Source organism: Marinoscillum sp. 108, assembly GCF_902506655.1.
GTDB lineage: Bacteria > Bacteroidota > Bacteroidia > Cytophagales > Cyclobacteriaceae > Marinoscillum > Marinoscillum luteum.
Window position 1 is genome coordinate 3,450,627 of the sequence record NZ_LR734808.1, and the last position, 17,367, is coordinate 3,467,993.

Annotated in this window: 8 protein-coding genes; all 8 read left to right on the forward strand. The window is 46.9% G+C overall.

Annotation, left to right across the window (positions count from 1 at the left end):
- Positions 1 to 38: 38 nt before the first annotated feature.
- The 8 genes from GV030_RS14035 (at position 39) to GV030_RS14070 (ending at position 17,363) form a co-directional block, all read left to right on the forward strand.
- Entirely contained in the window at positions 39 to 2,777 is a 2,739-nt protein-coding gene (locus tag GV030_RS14035) for a carbohydrate-binding protein (RefSeq protein WP_159583079.1), read from the forward strand.
- 2 nt (positions 2,778 to 2,779) lie between these two features.
- A complete protein-coding gene (locus GV030_RS14040; RefSeq protein WP_159583081.1) occupies positions 2,780 to 4,267 on the forward strand; it encodes a glycosyl hydrolase in 1,488 nt (495 codons plus the stop codon).
- 669 nt (positions 4,268 to 4,936) lie between these two features.
- A complete protein-coding gene (locus GV030_RS14045) occupies positions 4,937 to 8,068 on the forward strand; it encodes a TonB-dependent receptor (RefSeq protein ID WP_255465415.1) in 3,132 nt (1,043 codons plus the stop codon).
- 19 nt (positions 8,069 to 8,087) lie between these two features.
- Positions 8,088 to 9,620, forward strand: coding sequence for a RagB/SusD family nutrient uptake outer membrane protein (locus tag GV030_RS14050; protein WP_159583083.1), 1,533 nt, complete (start codon positions 8,088 to 8,090; stop codon positions 9,618 to 9,620).
- 63 nt (positions 9,621 to 9,683) lie between these two features.
- Positions 9,684 to 10,964, forward strand: a complete 1,281-nt coding sequence (locus GV030_RS14055) for a PKD domain-containing protein (protein ID WP_159583085.1) — start codon at positions 9,684 to 9,686, stop codon at positions 10,962 to 10,964.
- A 120-nt stretch (positions 10,965 to 11,084) separates the two neighbouring features.
- Positions 11,085 to 13,436: a glycoside hydrolase family 3 N-terminal domain-containing protein gene (locus GV030_RS14060; protein ID WP_159583087.1), complete on the forward strand. Its 2,352-nt coding sequence runs from the start codon at positions 11,085 to 11,087 to the stop codon at positions 13,434 to 13,436.
- Positions 13,437 to 13,467: 31 nt separating this feature from the next.
- A complete protein-coding gene (locus GV030_RS14065; RefSeq protein ID WP_159583089.1) occupies positions 13,468 to 14,322 on the forward strand; it encodes a PKD domain-containing protein in 855 nt (284 codons plus the stop codon).
- A 551-nt stretch (positions 14,323 to 14,873) separates the two neighbouring features.
- Positions 14,874 to 17,363 carry a carbohydrate-binding protein gene (locus tag GV030_RS14070; protein WP_159583091.1) on the forward strand — a complete coding sequence of 830 codons (2,490 nt, stop codon included), beginning with the start codon at positions 14,874 to 14,876 and terminating at the stop codon, positions 17,361 to 17,363.
- The last annotated feature ends 4 nt before the right edge of the window (positions 17,364 to 17,367 follow it).

A 17,367-nucleotide genomic window follows, 5' to 3' on the forward strand; every position in this document is an offset into this window, starting at 1 on the left:
GGCAATCAAATTTAGCGTTTAAAAAATCAAAATTACAAATGAGATATTTTTTCAAAATAGGAGTGCTGTGTTGTTTTCTACTCGTTTTCGGGCACTGGGTATCTGCTCAGCTTCTGCATACGGAAGGTCAGAAGATTGTTGACAGTGAAGGGAATGAGGTCATATGGCGTGGCATTGGCCTTGGTGGATGGATGCTACAGGAGGGCTATATGCTCGGAACCTCAGGAGCTCAGCACGTGCTGGAGCAACGGATAGAAGAGTTGGTCGGCGCAGAAAGTAAGGAACAATTTTATGAAGCCTGGTTGGCGAATCATACCCGTAAGATCGACTTGGACTCCATGGCGAGGTGGGGCTATAATATGATCCGCTTGCCTATGCACTATAAGCTTTTTACACCTCCTATAGAGGAGGAGCCAGTGGCCGGAGAAATCACCTGGATAGATAAAGGTTTCGAAATGACCGATGAGTTACTGGAATGGTGTACGGCTAACAATATGTACCTGATCCTGGACTTGCATGCTGCGCCCGGTGGGCAAGGCGAAAATGCTGACATTAGTGACTATGATCCCTCCAAGCCATCGCTGTGGGAGAGTGAAGCCAATCGAGCTAAGATGGTGGCATTATGGAGAAAGTTGGCCGAACGCTATGCAGATGAACCTATGATCGGGGCCTATGACATTATTAATGAACCCAACTGGGGATTTCAGAATCACGACTCGGATCCTAATGGGTGCGCTGAGTCTCAGAATACATTACTGTGGGATTTGCAAAAAGAGGTGACTGCTGCCATCCGAGAGGTAGATCCTGATCACATTATCGTAATAGAAGGTAACTGCTGGGGAAACAACTACTCAGGCCTTCCCACCCTTTGGGATGATAACCTCGTGATTAGCTACCACAAATACTGGAATGGAAATACCCAGGGAGACATCCAGGGAATGCTCAATATGAGAACGGAGCGAAACGTACCCATCTGGTTGGGTGAAACAGGTGAGAATTCCAATAAATGGTTTACGGATTGTATCGAGTTGCTGGAAGATAACAGCATAGGCTGGTCCTGGTGGCCTCTGAAAAAACTGGGACTTAATAACCCACTGGAAGTGCCGTATAATGATGATTACAGGGCGGTGGTTAAATATTGGAACGGCGAAGGGGCGAAACCCTCACAGGAAGTGGCCCTGGCAGGCTTGATGCAACTGGCGGAGGACATTAAACTGGAAAATACCCTTTATCACAAAGATGTGGTAGATGCCAAAATTCGTCAGCCTCATACGTTGGATACCAAACCGTTTAAGACGCATAGACTTACTGAAGGGCAGGCCACTGTCGTTCAGGCAACGGACTATGATTTGGGTAGAAATGAATATGCCTATTACGATAAGGTATCTGCCAACTACCACGGAAGTACGGGTGAGTATACAGCCTGGAACAGTGGTTGGGCTTATAGAAATGATGGTGTGGACATTGAGCCCATAGCTGACTCAGAAGAGGTGACCAATGGCTACAATGTGGGGTGGACTGAAGATGGTGAATGGCTACAATATACCGTGGAGGTAGATGTTTCAGGGGCATATCAGGTAGTTGTTCGCTATGCGGGCCAGGCTGCCGGATCTATTCATCTCGAGGTGGATGGTGTGGACATTTCGGGGCCAGTAGAACTGCCCGCTACCGGAGGCTTTCAGGTGTGGAAAGATCAGGTGATTGAGAATGTGGCCCTTGAGTCGGGCACCAAATCCATTCAATTTCATATTGATAAAGGGGGATTCAATTTCAGCTATCTCAGTTTTTTTTTGACCGGTGAATTGTCTGAGCTTGATTTTAAGGCCCTTTCGTCCACCACCTATGATGATGAATCCATTCTTTTAAACCTTAATAAGAGAGTAAAGCAGGAATCCATTTCCAGTGCCGGGTTTGTTGTTTCTGTAGATGGTGAAGACCTGACACCCAGTGAGGTGATGATTAATGATAAAAGCGAGTTTCAGATATTGATCAAGCTTAGTGAAACGTTGGGAGATGATAATGTGATCCTGCTGAGCTACACTGGAACCAACCTGGAAGCTCAGGACGGCACTTCTTTAGAAGCATTTTCCGATTTACCTGTGGACAATCAGCTTCCTGCTCATTTTTCCATTCCCGGAAAGATTGAGGCCGAAGACTTTGAAGTGAACGTTGGGCTGGAGCTGGAAGCCACTACCGACACTGGGCTGGGCCAAAATATTGGCTACACCAGTACGGGAGATTACCTCGAGTACCTGGTAAACGTACAGTTCTCTGGGGTTTATGATTTGGATGTGCGCATTGCCTGTAATAATAATTCTGGGAAATTGGCCTTTCAGCAGCTCGACAAAGAAGGTAATGTGCTCAACGAGGCGCAAGTGGATGTGCCGGTGACAGGGGGCTGGCAAACATGGGAAACGGTGAGCGCTCAGATGACGCTGGAGGAGGGTCGTGGAAGGCTGAAAGTGAAAATTCTGGACCCTGAATTCAACATGAACTGGTTTAGGTTCACGGCAGCTCCTGAGATTTTGGGGGCTGAGGCCCCTGGGAGACTGACATTTTACCCGAACCCTGCGGATGATTTTCTGATGATCAATGCCCCAGGACTTGGTGGCCTTCTTCAGGTCACAATTCATAATCTGTCTGGGCAGCTGGTTTTCAAAAAGCAGGAAGTACACAACCAGGAGCGTATTGACATTTCTGGATTGCCAGGTGGTTTGTATGTCATCGAAGTAAGCGGAGAAAAAGGAACCCTGGAATCAAAAGTGATGGTGAGGTAATCATGAAGAAATTGGGCACCTTGGTTTCTCTGATCATTCTTGTTTCAATCTCCGGTTACGCACAGCGGAAGAGCGAGAAACGAGGGCTTGGGTATGGGTATCATTCCCAGAAAGACCTGGAAGCCCTTGCTCCGGGGGTTAGTTGGTGGTATAATTGGTTTTATCAGCCCGATGCAGGGGTTCGGGATACTTATCAGCAATCCGGAGTGGCCTATGTGCCCATGGCCTGGAATGGGGATTTTAACAAAACAGAGACCATTAATTTTCTTGAAGCGAATCCCGAGGTAGAGTATTTGCTCGGATTTAATGAGCCCAACTTTAAGGATCAGGCTAATATGACGCCTTCACAAGCTGCAGCAAAGTGGCCCGAATTGGAGGAGCTCGCTTCAAGATTTGATTTGAAACTCATCGGCCCTGCGGTCAACTATTGCGGTAACTGTGTGAGTGAAAACGGAACCACTTATTCTGACCCCATCGTATATCTCGATGATTTTTTTGCAGCCTGCCAGGATTGTCAGGTGGACTACGTGGCTATTCACTGGTATGGCTGTGGCGGATTCGACTGGTACCTTGATTTGTTCAAGAAATACAACCGACCCATCTGGGTAACTGAAATAGCGTGTTGGGATCAGGATGATATTTCTGAAGACCAACAAAAAAGTTATCTGATCAACGTAGTGGATCAGATGGAAAATGACCCGGATGTCTTCAGGTATGCCTGGTTTGTAGGGCGTGGAGATGGGCCACACATCGCCCTTCTGGCAGGAGATGGGGAATTAACCGAGCTTGGTCAGCTCTATGTGAATATGCCGGTACATGATCCTGCTGATTTCGTCACCTTACCCTCGAGGATTGAAGCAGAGTACTATCAAACAATGTCGGGTATACAACTGGAGCTAACTCAAGACGAGACCGGACTGATGAATGTGGGATATTTGGATGCCGGGGATTCTTTGTCATATCAGGTAGAGGTGCCAGCTGATCGGTGGTACACTTTTGATCTGAGAGTAGCCGGTACCGCAAATGGGAGGGTTGATTTAATGATGGATGGAGATTTTATCAAAACCATCGTCATTCCATCCACTGGAGCCTGGCAGCGCTGGCAGACTCTAGAGGATTCTCTTGAACTTCCCTCGGGTCATCACCGGTTAACCCTCAGAGTAGTAAGTGGTGGGTTCAATCTCAACTGGCTGGATATCCTCACTGAGCGGGAAGAGAAATTAATTGATCCGCTAGGCTTAGAGGTTCCTGCATGGGCAAGACTCTTCCCTAATCCAACCCCTCGCTACTTTTCTATCGATCTGCAAAATGCCGCTGGCCCAATTTCACTGGAGATTAGAAATATGGGTGGTGAGGTGGTGTGGGAACTTCGCGAGGCTTATAGGCAGAACCTTTCCAAAATTGATTTAAAGGGACTTTCTTCAGGTGTTTATTTGATTTATATGAGTAATGGACACATGAAGGAAGTGCAAAAACTCATCATCAAATAATTTAAAATCAACCAATCCAACCTGTCTTAAGCTGCTCAATATGAGCAGCTTTTTTTGTGCCATGGGTGATCCTACGAAAGTCAATAGAGGTGATGTGCTTGTACACAAACAATATACTCCCCTCGAACAGAAGTTTTGAACACTTATGGGATGACATAAAGCAGGGTGATGGTTACCAATCGTCTAAATCAGCCCTTCGAAAAATACCATTCCGGCAGTTTTCTGACATGCGGATGTGCTCTCATTCAAATTAAGGGAGTTTTTGGCCTCTTTTTTTGGATGAATTGATATCGGGACAAAGGTTTTCTATGATGTAGGCGGTTATTGCGTTCACTTGGGGTCTGCTGGCGGAGCCGCACTAGGCTAAAATGACTCTAAACACCCAATATTGTATTATTTCAATATGACATTTAACAATATTCTCTGTGTAAGGGCTTATAAATTGCCAATTTTCCTCATTTTTTGAAATTATAAATTACTGATATATAATCATTTATATGAAATGAAGTATTTATGACGAGGCATTGGAAAAGGTGAAGTAATCAAAGCGAAGGATGAAAATGAATATCACTAAATGAGGATTATATATTTGGTATTGAGGATTTTCTGATTATCCGAGGATTATTTTGAATTTCCATCAATTAACCATTACTAATAAACCGTATTAATATGAGATTGAAAATTTTACACATGTTTAAGAGCACCAACCGGCTCTTACTCGTACTAGGCCTTTCGGTACTCAGTAGCATGGCATATGCTCAGGATATTCGAGTGACCGGTACTGTGACGGACGTTGAGACCAAAGAGGGTCTACCTGGTGTGACCGTTTTGGAACGAGGTACATCTAATGGTACAATTACAGATGCTGAAGGTAATTATACCCTCACATTACCTACAGAATATGCAACCTTGGTTTACTCCTTCGTGGGGTTCACCACTCAGGAAATTTCCCTGGCTGGGCAGACCAGAATTGATGTGGCACTTGAGATGGACATCCAGTCGCTTGAGGAAGTAGTAGTAGTAGGCTACGGAGCTCAAAAGAAAAGCGTGGTGACTGGTGCCATTTCCAGTGTAAAGGCTTCGGACCTGGAGACCTTGCCTGTGAACAATATCAGTCAGTCGCTTCAGGGCCGTGTCTCTGGTGTGACTATTGCAGCCAATAGTGGTCAGCCAGGTGAAGGATCTACTATTCGCATAAGGGGGATAACCACTCTCAATAACAACGACCCGTTGTGGGTAGTGGATGGAGTAGTGGTTGACAATGGCGGTATTAACTACCTAAATCAATCGGATATTGCCTCTGTGGAAGTATTGAAAGATGCGGCCTCACAGGCAATATACGGAGCCAGAGCGGCAGCAGGTGTTATTCTTGTGACTACCAAAAGCGGTAAGTCAGGCAGAATGAACATCGACTACAATGGCTACTATGGAGTTTCTGGCCCAGCCAGAAAACTGAATCTGCTCAACGCTACTGAGTATGCTACCTTGAGAAATGAGGCATTACTCGCTGATGGAAAAGCTCCTCGCTTTGCAGATCCGACATCTTACGGAGAAGGCACAGACTGGCAGGATGAGATTTTCAACAATGGAGCTAAGCGCCAAAACCATGAGTTAAGCTTGAGTGGAGGCAATGAGAACTCCACATTTTATTTCTCTTTTGGCCATTTGGAGCAAGAAGGGATCGTATCAACAGAAATTTCGAAATACAAACGAACCAACCTAAGATTAAACTCAACTCATAATCTTAAGAAGTGGTTGACTGTAGGAGAGAACATCGGCTATGCGCACAATGAGTCCATAGGTCTGGGTAACACCAATAGTGAGTTTGGCGGACCCCTGAGTTCAGCCATCAACCTGGATCCCATTACGCCAGTGGTCATTACTGATCCCACTGTGGCAGGTGCACCTCCATACTCCAACAACCCGGTGGTGAGAGATGCACAGGGCAGACCATATGGCATCTCGGATATCGTGCAGCAGGAAATGCTCAACCCTTTGGCATATGCACAGACGCGTTTGGGAAATCATGGCTATGCTGATAATATTATTGGAAACGTATTTGCAGAAATCAAGCCGATTGACGGATTGACGTTAAGGTCCACCATGGGTGCAAAAATGGCATTTTATGGTAACAGGGACTTTACGCCGGTTTATTACCTAAGTGCTACCAATCAGAACCTTGACAAGGCCAGAATAAGTGGAGGTTTGAACAGAAGACTTGACTGGAACGTAGAAAATACAATTAGTTACACCAAATCTCTTGGCGGCCACAACTTTACAGTACTGGTGGGTCAAGGAGCCTATAAGGATAACATGACTTATAGTTTTGGGGTAACCAAAGCCAATATCCCGGTAGATAATTACGATGATGCATCTTTTATTTACAACGTAACTACCGACGATATCACGGCAAGTGCTGGTGAGGGTGTGATTCACACTGTTTCTTCGCTTTTCACCAGATTGAATTACAATTTTGATGAGAAGTACCTATTCACAGCAGTGGTAAGGAGAGACGGATCATCCAGGTTCGGGGCGAACAACAAGTACGGAGTATTCCCCTCAGCGTCCATAGGCTGGGTCACTTCCAATGAAGGTTTCTGGCAAAGAAACCAGATTATCAACTTCCTGAAAGTACGTGGAGGATATGGTGTGGTAGGTAATGACAACCTTGGGGATTTCAGGTTCCTTTCTACCATCGGTTCGGGTCGTAACTATACTTTTGGGAATGGAGATGCCTCTATAAATGGGTACAGCCCGGATGCGCCGGCCAACCCAGACCTTAGATGGGAGCAGACCAGTCAGTTAAACATTGGTTTTGAGTCTACACTATTCAACGATTTCACGTTGAATGCGGACTGGTATAGAAAAGAGACTACTGATATCCTGAGAACCAAGCCCATTCCGAGGTACACTGGTGTCATTGGTAACCCATATGCCAACATCGGAGACATGGAAAACATGGGTGTGGAAATAGAACTGGGCTACAGAAAAAGTCTTGGTGATGTCAACCTAAACGTGAGCGCTAATGCTTCTTACGTAGAGAATAAGGTGACCAACCTGGGTGATGTGGAGTTTTACAATACCTCAAGTGTGCAGAACATGGGCACCATGGCGAGAATGGCTGTAGGCCAACCGATCAACTCATTTTTTGGATATGAGCGTCTGGGTATTTTCCAGACCCAAAGTGAGATTGACGCCTATGTAAATGACGAAGGAGGGCTTATTCAACCGGATGCTCAGCCTGGAGATTTCAAATGGGCCGACCGTGACGGAAGTGGCGACATAGATCCTGAGGATCGTACTTTTTTGGGTAGCCCAATTCCGGATTGGACATACGGTGTGAACATCAAATTGGACTACAAAGGTTTCGATCTGCTGGTGTTTGGTCAGGGAGTACAGGGGAACCAGATTTTTCAGGGACTCAGAAGGTTGGATATTAATGCCGCCAATTATCAGACGGCAGCATTGGGCCGATGGACAGGTCCGGGCACGTCCAATGACTTCCCAAGACTCACAGACGATGATCCTAATAAGAATTTCCAATATGCATCGGATTTCTATATCGAAAACGGTTCATATTTCCGCCTGAAGGTTGTTCAGTTGGGGTATTCACTCCCTCAGTCATTGCTGGACAACATCAAGGTGCGTAAGGCCAGATTTTACGTGATGGCTGAGAATCTATTCACATTCACTGAGTACACCGGTTACGATCCGGAAATCGGTGGAGGTTCTTTTGGAATTGACCGTGGGATCTACCCGCAAGCCCGCTCTTTCATGGTAGGTCTAAATGTTGGATTTTAAGTAGTAAAAGGATACAATTATGAAAACAAAATATATCAATATATCGATTCTTTTAGGCGCCATGCACCTGTTTGCAGGATGCTCTGACAGTTTCGTGAATGTAGAGCCTAAGGGAACTGCACTTGAAGAGAATTACTATAGAAATGCTGAGGAAGCGTTCAATGGAGTAGTTGCAGCCTACGATCCACTTGGCTGGACGAACGGCTTTGTGGTGAAGACTGGTTGTCTGAATGCCGCCTCGGATGATTTCTTCGCTGGAGGTGGTGGTCCCACTGATATCAACGCCATGCAGGTTTGGGATGACTATTCCCTTGATCCGGTTACCGGCCCACAGGGTGAATTTTGGAACCGAAACTATTCTGGAATTTTCAGATCAAATATTCTGATCCAAAAGCTTCCGGATATCGAGATGTCTCAGGCACTCAAGGATCGCTACATGGGTGAGGTGCTTTTTCTCCGTGCTTATTACTATTTTGACATGGTTAGGTTGTTTGAACGCTTTCCATTGATCACGGCTCCCATCCCAACTTCCGAAATATTCGAAGTAGAGTCTTCAGACAGGGCTGCCGTTTTTGCGCTCATAGAGGAAGATTTGACAGAGGCGATTGATCTCCTGCCTGGTACGATCTCCGGAATGGAAGAAGCAGGTCGTGCTACACGAGGCGCTGCTTTGGCACTTCTGGGCAAAGTATATCTTCAGCAGGATAAATTTGGACCTGCTGCCACAGAGTTGGCTAAAGTCAACGGTACACCTGGTGGAGCCAATGAGTTTGGTTATGACCTGGTGGATAACTATGCTGATCTTTTTACCCTGGACAATGAATTCAACTCTGAGTCCATTTTTGAAATCAGCCATAACTCTACCTCACAGGGAAACTGGGGCTGTATAGCCTGTACCGAAGGAAACCCCATGAGCATCATGGTGGCACCTCGGGGTTATGTGATCAATGACCCTTCTCAGGCACCAACATACGTCTCTGGATGGAGTTTCAATACGGTTACTCAGAGCTTGGTAGATGCTTTTGTGCAGGGAAGTGTGTACGACCCACGATATGCTACCACAATCACCAATATCGATAGCCTGGAGCAATTGGGGATAGTTTCTTATACCCACGCTCATGAAAATACCGGCTACTTCCTGGCCAAGTTTGCCGGTAAAGAAGAGGAGAAAACAGCCGACGGAACAGTGCCTTTCGAAATCAACTTTGGCACCAATGAATATGAAATCAGACTGGCTGATACCTACTTATTGGAGGCAGAAGCACTAGTAAGAGGCGGAGGAAACGTGGCCCGTGCACAGCTGCTACTGGATGCTGTAAGAGCCAGGGTAGGTCTGACACCTGTGCCTGCCACTTTCGAAAACATCGTTGCTGAGAGACGTCTCGAGCTTGCGGGAGAAGGCCACAGATGGTTTGATCTGGTGAGATGGGGCATGGCTGCTGAGAAGCTGGGGCCCCGTGGATATGAGGATGGGAAGCATGATGCCTTGCCTATTCCACAGTCTGAGTTGGACTTTTCAGGCACTAAACTAGAGCAGGATCCAGCTTACTAAAAAATACAGAGCACAGCCCGGCGCCAGCCGGGCTCAGTTTCACAATCTTAAAGAGAATAGTTTATGAAAATTATACGATCAATATTATACTCAGGAGTGCTGGTGATGTTGCTGACAAGCTGCTTTCCTGAAGACGAAGATTTGAGCTTGGGTGAAATCGTAGAGGCTGCATTCACCATCACGGACATCTCTACATCGGAGATGCGAAATACCTACCTGCTCGAGAGTAGCTCAGAAGGAGCATTTATTTATAAATGGGATTTGGGCAATGGTACTGTAATCACAGGAAGCAAGACAGATACCGCTTTTTTTGAAAGTAAAGGAGTCTATACCGTCAGCCTGACTGTGGTGAGTGCCGGAGGTCAGTCGACCACCGAGCAGCAGGTGACTGTGGAGGCGGATGCTTCCACCGGGGTGAATGTGCTCCTGGGTAGTGAGATGGACGACGAGAGTGCCTGGACTTTTACCTCCACAGGAAGTACTATGACTTCCTACACGTTTAGTGACGGCAAGTTGATTCTCTCCAATGGAACTGAGGTGGCCCAAACCAATATTGCGGTTTGGCAGGAAGTTGAGCTCACAGGAGGAACTGACTATCAGTTTTCGGCATCAGCTTCCGGGTCAGGGATGACCAACTCCTGGGTGGAGGTTTTACTTCTGGATGAAGAGCCTCAGGAAGGAGTGGATCCAAGTGCCACACCAATTGCCGGACTCAATACCTGGACAGGCTGTGGTGGCGATGCCTTCGATGGTAAATTACCAGCTATTTCCTGCATAGGCGATGGAAAGGTGAGTGTTGCCGAGGATGGTACTTATTATCTGCTGATAAAAGTAGGTAGCTGGGACGGAAACCTCGGAACCACCGGGTTGATATTGGATGATGTCGTCTTGGTTGGCCTTGATACTACCCCACTTGTGGAGGGAGATAATATCCTTGTGGGGAGTAACATGGAGGATGAAAATGTATGGACTGTGACTAACGTAGGGCTGACCCTCACCACTGTTGAGTTTGTGGATGGTGTGATGAAGTTTACTAATGGTTCTGAACCGGCACAGACCAACGTTGGTGTATGGCAAGCTGTGGATGTAGAAGCGGGGCAGAAATACCGACTCAAAGCCACGGTAGTTGATCCCGGAGCTACTGGTTCCTGGATAGAGTTTTATGTACATACCACAGAGCCTTCTGATGGAACAGATTATACACAGGGGCGAATTGAAATTGGCGGGGACACCTCTTTTGAAGAAGCAGGTACCGTGTACTTCCTGATAAAGGTAGGAAGCTGGGATGGTAACCTCGGATCGGGAGTGACCATAGATGATGCACAGCTCGTGGAGCTCAACTAACAGGTATTACTGGTGGTGCCCGATGTGTTTGGCACCACCATATTTTCAAATTAATTCGAATAAGGCGTTGCACCAGTTGCAAAGATGAAAGGTGTGTAAACACAGAAAACTCATTGTATAATGTTTAGAAAGTATTTATTGATTGTGGTGGTATTCTCAGGAATACTGAGCTGTGAGAATCCTGACAGCAGATTGATGGAGGCCTCGTTTTTGACACGGCCTACACCAAAAATAGAAGCGCTTTTGGCTAAAATGACCCTTGAGGAGAAAGTAGGCCAGATGGCTCAGGTGACCCTGGATGTGATCACCAAAGGAGAAAGTGTATATGTCAGTAATGAGCCACTGGAACTAGATATAACATTGGTTAAGGAAGCCATATTAGACCATAAGGTAGGTTCTATACTCAATACTGCAAATAACCGTGCACGTACTCCAGAACAATGGAATGCCATAGTCTCTGAAATACAAGACATTGCGGTAAACCAATCGAGACTTGGTATTCCGGTTATTTACGGAATTGATGCCATCCACGGAACAACCTACACAGCAGGAGCTACTTTTGTTCCACAGCAGATTGGACTGGCTGCCACCTGGAACAGAGACCTGGTGAGACGGGGGGCAGAGATCACTGCATACGAAACACGTGCTTCAGGGATTCCCTGGAATTTTTCGCCGGTTCTGGATTTGGGGCGTGACCCTCGTTTTCCGAGGATGTGGGAAACATTCGGTGAAGACACCTACCTGGCCTCAGAGATGGGCAAACAGATGATTAAGGGATACGAGGGCCAAAAGAATGATGTCTCCAAGCCTACTAAGGTGGCTTCCACCTTAAAGCATTTTCTTGGGTACTCGGTACCATATACCGGTAAAGACCGAACACCGGCACATATTTCTGAAATGGAACTTCGTGAGAGACATCTGCCTACCTTCCAGGCTGCGGTAGAGGCTGGGGCTCATTCAGTAATGATCAACTCCGGGATCATCAATGGTATTCCGGTGCATGCCAATAGGGAGATTATCACCAACCTTTTAAAGGGTGAACTGGGCTTCAAGGGTGTAGTAGTGACCGATTGGAAAGACATTGACAACCTCCACTTTCGTGATAAGGTGGCTGCCACCCGAAAGGAAGCGGTGAAAATGGCTATTAATGCGGGTATTGACATGTCTATGATCCCTTATGATTACGATTTTTGTACCTATCTGGTAGAGCTGGTGAAAGAGGGAGAAGTGAGCATGGAGCGTATTGATGACGCTGTGCGCCGAATTCTCACACTCAAAGATGAGCTCGGGCTGTTTGAACAACCAGTAACGAGCCTTGCGGATTATCCGAATTTTGGGAGCAAAGACTTTGAACTTGCTGCATATGATGTGGCATCTGAGGCCATTACCCTCCTCAAGAATGACGGAATTCTTCCGTTGAGAAAGGGCTCCAAAATTTTGGTAACGGGACCAAACGCTCATTCCATGCGAACGCTGAATGGTGGCTGGTCTTACTCCTGGCAAGGAGAAAAAGTAGAAGAATTTGCAGGGAGGTATCATACCATTCTGGAGGCCATACAATCACAAGCCGGAGCTTCCAATGTAGAGTTTGTGGAAGGTGTGGCTTATAATCATGAGGGGAAGTATTGGGAGGAAGAAGTAAAAGATCTGGATGCGGTGATTGCTGCAGCGAATGGGGCGGATTATGTGGTGCTCTGTCTGGGAGAGAATAGCTATACTGAAAAACCCGGCGACTTACATGACCTGAGTCTTTCTGCCAACCAGCTGAACCTGGCCAAAGCCGCAGCCTCTGCGGGAAAGCCTGTCATTCTGGTGCTGAATGAAGGTCGGCCCAGACTGATCAGCAGTATCGAAGGTCAAATGCAGGGAGTGTTGCAAACCTACCTTCCTGGCAACTATGGTGGCGATGCATTAGCCGCGGTGCTTTTCGGTGAAGTGAACCCAAGTGGCAAACTGCCCTATACCTATCCCATGTTTGGGAATACCCTGGTTACCTATGACCACAAGCCATCAGAGGAGCAGAATAAGATGGAAGGAATGTATGATTATGAGTCTGACTTTGCGGTGCAATACCCATTTGGGTTTGGACTGAGCTATACGGAGTTTGATTACAGCGACATGGAGTTTTCACGTGGGTCAATCGACCCGGACGAAACGCTTGTTATCTCAGTCTCCGTGACCAATGTGGGCAATGTAGAGGGCAAGGAAGTGGTGCAACTCTATATCTCGGATCTGTTTGCGTCAGTCACGCCAGATGTAAAGCGCTTGCGGGGATTTGAGAAGATTTCACTCAAGCCTGGTGAGACCACCAGGGTTTCATTTGAGATCAGTGCCCGGGATGTGGCCTTTGTGGCCAAGGACTTGTCCTGGACCGTAGAGGCCGGTGAGTATGAAGTGAATATTGAGGAACTCAAAAGCCGCTTTTCCATTACCGAAAGCAAGACATTCAACCAGGTAAAAAAGATTTTATAAACGTACCAAGATCAACTTAAACCTTATAAACATGAGAATTTTTTTCAAGAATTTTAGAATTTTGAGTGCTGCTTTGCTAGTGGCACTGGTGACCGTATCGTGTACTGAGGATGAAGAGCCTGTTGCTCCACCTGTTGCCAGCTTTAGCTTTGAAGTAGATGCGACAAATCCCCTTTCTGTAACTTTTACCAATGCCACCCTGGAGGGAGAGACTTTTGCCTGGGACTTTGGTGATGGTGCAGGCACCTCAGCTGAGGAGAATCCTACCTACACCTATTCGGCAGGGGGTACCTATTCGGTAAAATTAACTGCGACCAATGAAGGAGGATCCAATGAGGCTACCAAAGAAGTGACAGTAAAAGACGCAGAGCCTCAAAACCAAATTAAAAATGGCACATTCGATGATGATTCTGAGTGGACTTTGCAGCAGTTTAATGTGAATGCGAATGCCGATATATCCATAGCTTCCGGGGTTCTGACTATTGGTGAAGTTAATCCGGACGCCGGATGGGGTGGAGAAGCTCATGGCGGTGCATGGCAGGCTGTTACAGTGGAGGCAGGCACCTATGGCTTTGACCTGGATATCACTACCGATGCTGCAGATGAGTTCTGGGCTGAAGTTTGGGTAGGAGATACTGAGCCGGTAGCAGATCAAGATTACAATGCCGAGGTTGGCGCTACTGTGGTTTTGGCAGTAAATACCTGGGATTGTGGCGATGCACAGGCGACCTATTCGGGATCTTTGAGAGATAACAACTGTGGTAGTAGTGATGGTACCATCACACTCACTGCCGGAACATATTACGTAGCGATCAGAGCAGGGGGGATTACATTCCCCGCTGGAGGGGTGGTCATAGACAATGTTTCTATGTTCGCTGAAGATTAATTGACCATTTAGTAGGAAGGTGGGAGCTCTACCGGAGTTTCTGCCTTCCTTTTTTGTTATCACTTTCCTGATTCAACAGGGCTTTTGATATAACCAAAACTCAGTGACCATGTAGGTGTGAGAGTAGCACTTCCCTCCGAATGTGAGAAGTATGTAGATGAGAAGTGAAGTTGGAGAACATAAATCAACCTAAATGATGTATCATGAAAAACTCAATTCTACAAATGATCAATACAAGGAGAGTAGTGTGCCATGCGTTGCTGAACCTCTGATGTGCCGGCCCCATCCACTCTGGCACCTAATAAAATACTGGCTTACTAAAAAGAAAGAATCTTATGATTTACATTCTTCTTCATATCTAATTGAATCAGGCAGGCGGCGGTAAACGGGATTTTCTGCTCAATGTCTGATTCTCAATAATAATTATCTATCACCATTAATCATCATTGAATGATGAACCCTAAATCGTCATGAAATCAGGCACAGGGAATTGATGAGAGTTGCTGCTCTGCCTGATTCTTATTCCAACCATTCAACCAACCAAAAAAACCATGAAACATATTTCTAACCTACCAAATGAAAAAAGAGGCTCTATCCCGGAAGGGATCGGGCTTCGTAAGCTCGGGTTTCTTATAATCGCCATTTTGATGATCATCACCCAAAGTTCTGTCTTCGGCCAAAGCTGCTGGCTGGAGGCTTCGGGCACCCAAATAGTCAACGCAGAAACCAACCAGCCGGTAATCCTACGCGCTGTGGGTCTTGGCAACTGGGCGCTTCAGGAGGGCTACATGCTCAACCCTCAAGGGTGTACGGGCTGCCCTGGCACCCAGTGGCAGATGAAACTGCAATATTTAAATGAAGGTCAATCCATGGCTCAGGTGGAGGCTTTTTATCAAAGCTGGCGGGACAATTTCATTACCAAGGCAGACATTGACTATATCGCTTCATTAGGATTCAATAGTGTGCGTCTGCCAATGCATTATGAGCTGTTTTTGTCGAGTGCCCAGCGCGCTGTGCGAAACAATGTGATCACTGACCTCAATTTTGGTCATGATACCTACAAGAATTCGCTTCAAAATTGGCATGATAATGATCAACTGTTCAATGACCCTAACCTGGAAGGCTACCGTGTGATCGACAACCTGCTGAGCTGGTGTGCTGATAACGGCATGTACGTGATTTTGGATCTGCATGCGGCTCCAGGTGGACAGGGTTCGGATAAGAACATTGCGGATATTTTTCATGACAATAACCTCTGGCAGTTTCCGGTCTTTCAGGATGTGACCAATAGGCTTTGGGACAGGATCTCCGCGCGTTACATCAACGAGCCTCGCATCGCATTTTACGACCTCATCAATGAGCCTAATAATGTACCCGGAGGCGGACAGGCCATTCATGCCCTCCTGCAGCGCCTGATTACCACCATTCGTGATAATGGTGATAACCACATGATCATGGTGGAGGGTAATGGCTGGGGAAATAACTACGATTACCTGGAGCCGTTTACCTTTTCGCCCAACTGGGGGTTGGTATATAATGCTCATCGGTACTGGATAGACCCTGCGGATGATTGGGTGTCTGACTCTAATCCGAATCAGATCAACCGAATGGCCAATCTGGTGGCTTTCAGAAACAATCACCAAGTGCCGGTATGGATTGGGGAGACTGGTGAGAATACCAATGAATGGTTGAGTCAAAATATTGACAAACTGGATCAGGAAGGCATCGGTTGGTGCCACTGGACCTACAAAAGGCATGATGTGGGAGCCAATGCGGCTTTGATGCGAATAGGGGGCAGTTACCCGACAGACGGTGCCTCAGCCATGGCTGGCGTACTCGAAAGCATCAAATTTCAAAACTGTATCCCCAATACCAATACCATCGCTGCGGTTACTCAGGATCTGCCTGCCCCCTGGACAAGCGGGTGTACCGGCGGATCCACACCTCCACCTAGTGGATGTACCGGATCATTTCAGAGTATCAGCGCAGCCATTCAGGCAGAGGCTTATTGTGACATGTTAGGTATCCAGACAGAGACTACCTCCGATACAGGTGGTGGTCAGAATGTAGGCTGGACGGACGCCGGAGATTGGCTGGGCTATCGGGTGGACATCCCCACTGCAGGCGATTATACGGTGGAGTATCGTGTAGCTAGTCAGAATGGTGGTGGATCCCTCCAGCTGGAAGGACTCGGAGGAGGATCTTCTTATGGTACCAAAGCAGTCTCTGCGACAGGTGGGTGGCAGACCTGGCAGACCATTTCGCATACTGTGACGCTACCAGCGGGTCAGCAGGAGTTGGGTATCAGCGTATTGGCCGGTGGTTTCAATCTCAACTGGTTTAAGATTACCCCTGTGGCAAATGGCGCACCCACCGGACAGACCATCTGGCTACGTGGTAGCAACAATCAGTATGTGTCTTCTGAGAATGGCCAGAACCCGATGATGTGTAACCGGGGGTCAGTAGGTGGCTGGGAGCAGTTTACAGTAGTAGCTACAGGCGATGGTAAGGTAGCCTTGCGTGGCACTAATAACCTCTATGTGTCCTCTATGAATGGTACTGCAGCCATGCTTTGTGATCGACCATCAATTGGTGGTTGGGAAGCTTTTGAGTGGGTATCCCTTGGCGGAAATGCTCTGGCTTTGAAAGGATTCAATGGGCAATATGTGTCTTCTGAAAATGGTGCCTCAGGGATGATGTGCAACAGAGCGACCATTGGTGGCTGGGAAACTTTCACCTGGGGGAGTGTTTCAGGCTCGCGAATGGCTGAAGAGTCTAATGGATTGGAAGCCACTGAGGAATCCTTCCTGATCTACCCCAACCCAGCAGTTGATCTTTTCAAAATAGACCTGCGAAACCTTGATTTTCATCAAGGGGTGATGAAAGTAACTGATCTGTCCGGAAAAGTGATTTTGACAGAGGAGCTCGTAAAAGAAGTTACAGAAATTGGTCTTTCCCCAGGAATGAAAGCTGGGGTCTACGTGATTACTGTAGAAAGCGGAGACCTAAAGATAAGCCGGAGAATGCTCATTGAGCGATAATCTG

What these genes read in the sequence shown, in the direction of transcription:
- GV030_RS14035 (WP_159583079.1), top strand. Translation starts at nt 39, where the DNA reads ATGAGATATTTTTTCAAAATAGGAGTGCTGTGTTGTTTTCTACTCGTT.
- GV030_RS14050 (WP_159583083.1), top strand. Translation starts at nt 8,088, where the DNA reads ATGAAAACAAAATATATCAATATATCGATTCTTTTAGGCGCCATGCAC.
- GV030_RS14065 (WP_159583089.1), top strand. Translation starts at nt 13,468, where the DNA reads ATGAGAATTTTTTTCAAGAATTTTAGAATTTTGAGTGCTGCTTTGCTA.
- GV030_RS14045 (WP_255465415.1), top strand. Translation starts at nt 4,937, where the DNA reads ATGAGATTGAAAATTTTACACATGTTTAAGAGCACCAACCGGCTCTTA.
- GV030_RS14055 (WP_159583085.1), top strand. Translation starts at nt 9,684, where the DNA reads ATGAAAATTATACGATCAATATTATACTCAGGAGTGCTGGTGATGTTG.
- GV030_RS14070 (WP_159583091.1), top strand. Translation starts at nt 14,874, where the DNA reads ATGAAACATATTTCTAACCTACCAAATGAAAAAAGAGGCTCTATCCCG.
- GV030_RS14040 (WP_159583081.1), top strand. Translation starts at nt 2,780, where the DNA reads ATGAAGAAATTGGGCACCTTGGTTTCTCTGATCATTCTTGTTTCAATC.
- GV030_RS14060 (WP_159583087.1), top strand. Translation starts at nt 11,085, where the DNA reads ATGTTTAGAAAGTATTTATTGATTGTGGTGGTATTCTCAGGAATACTG.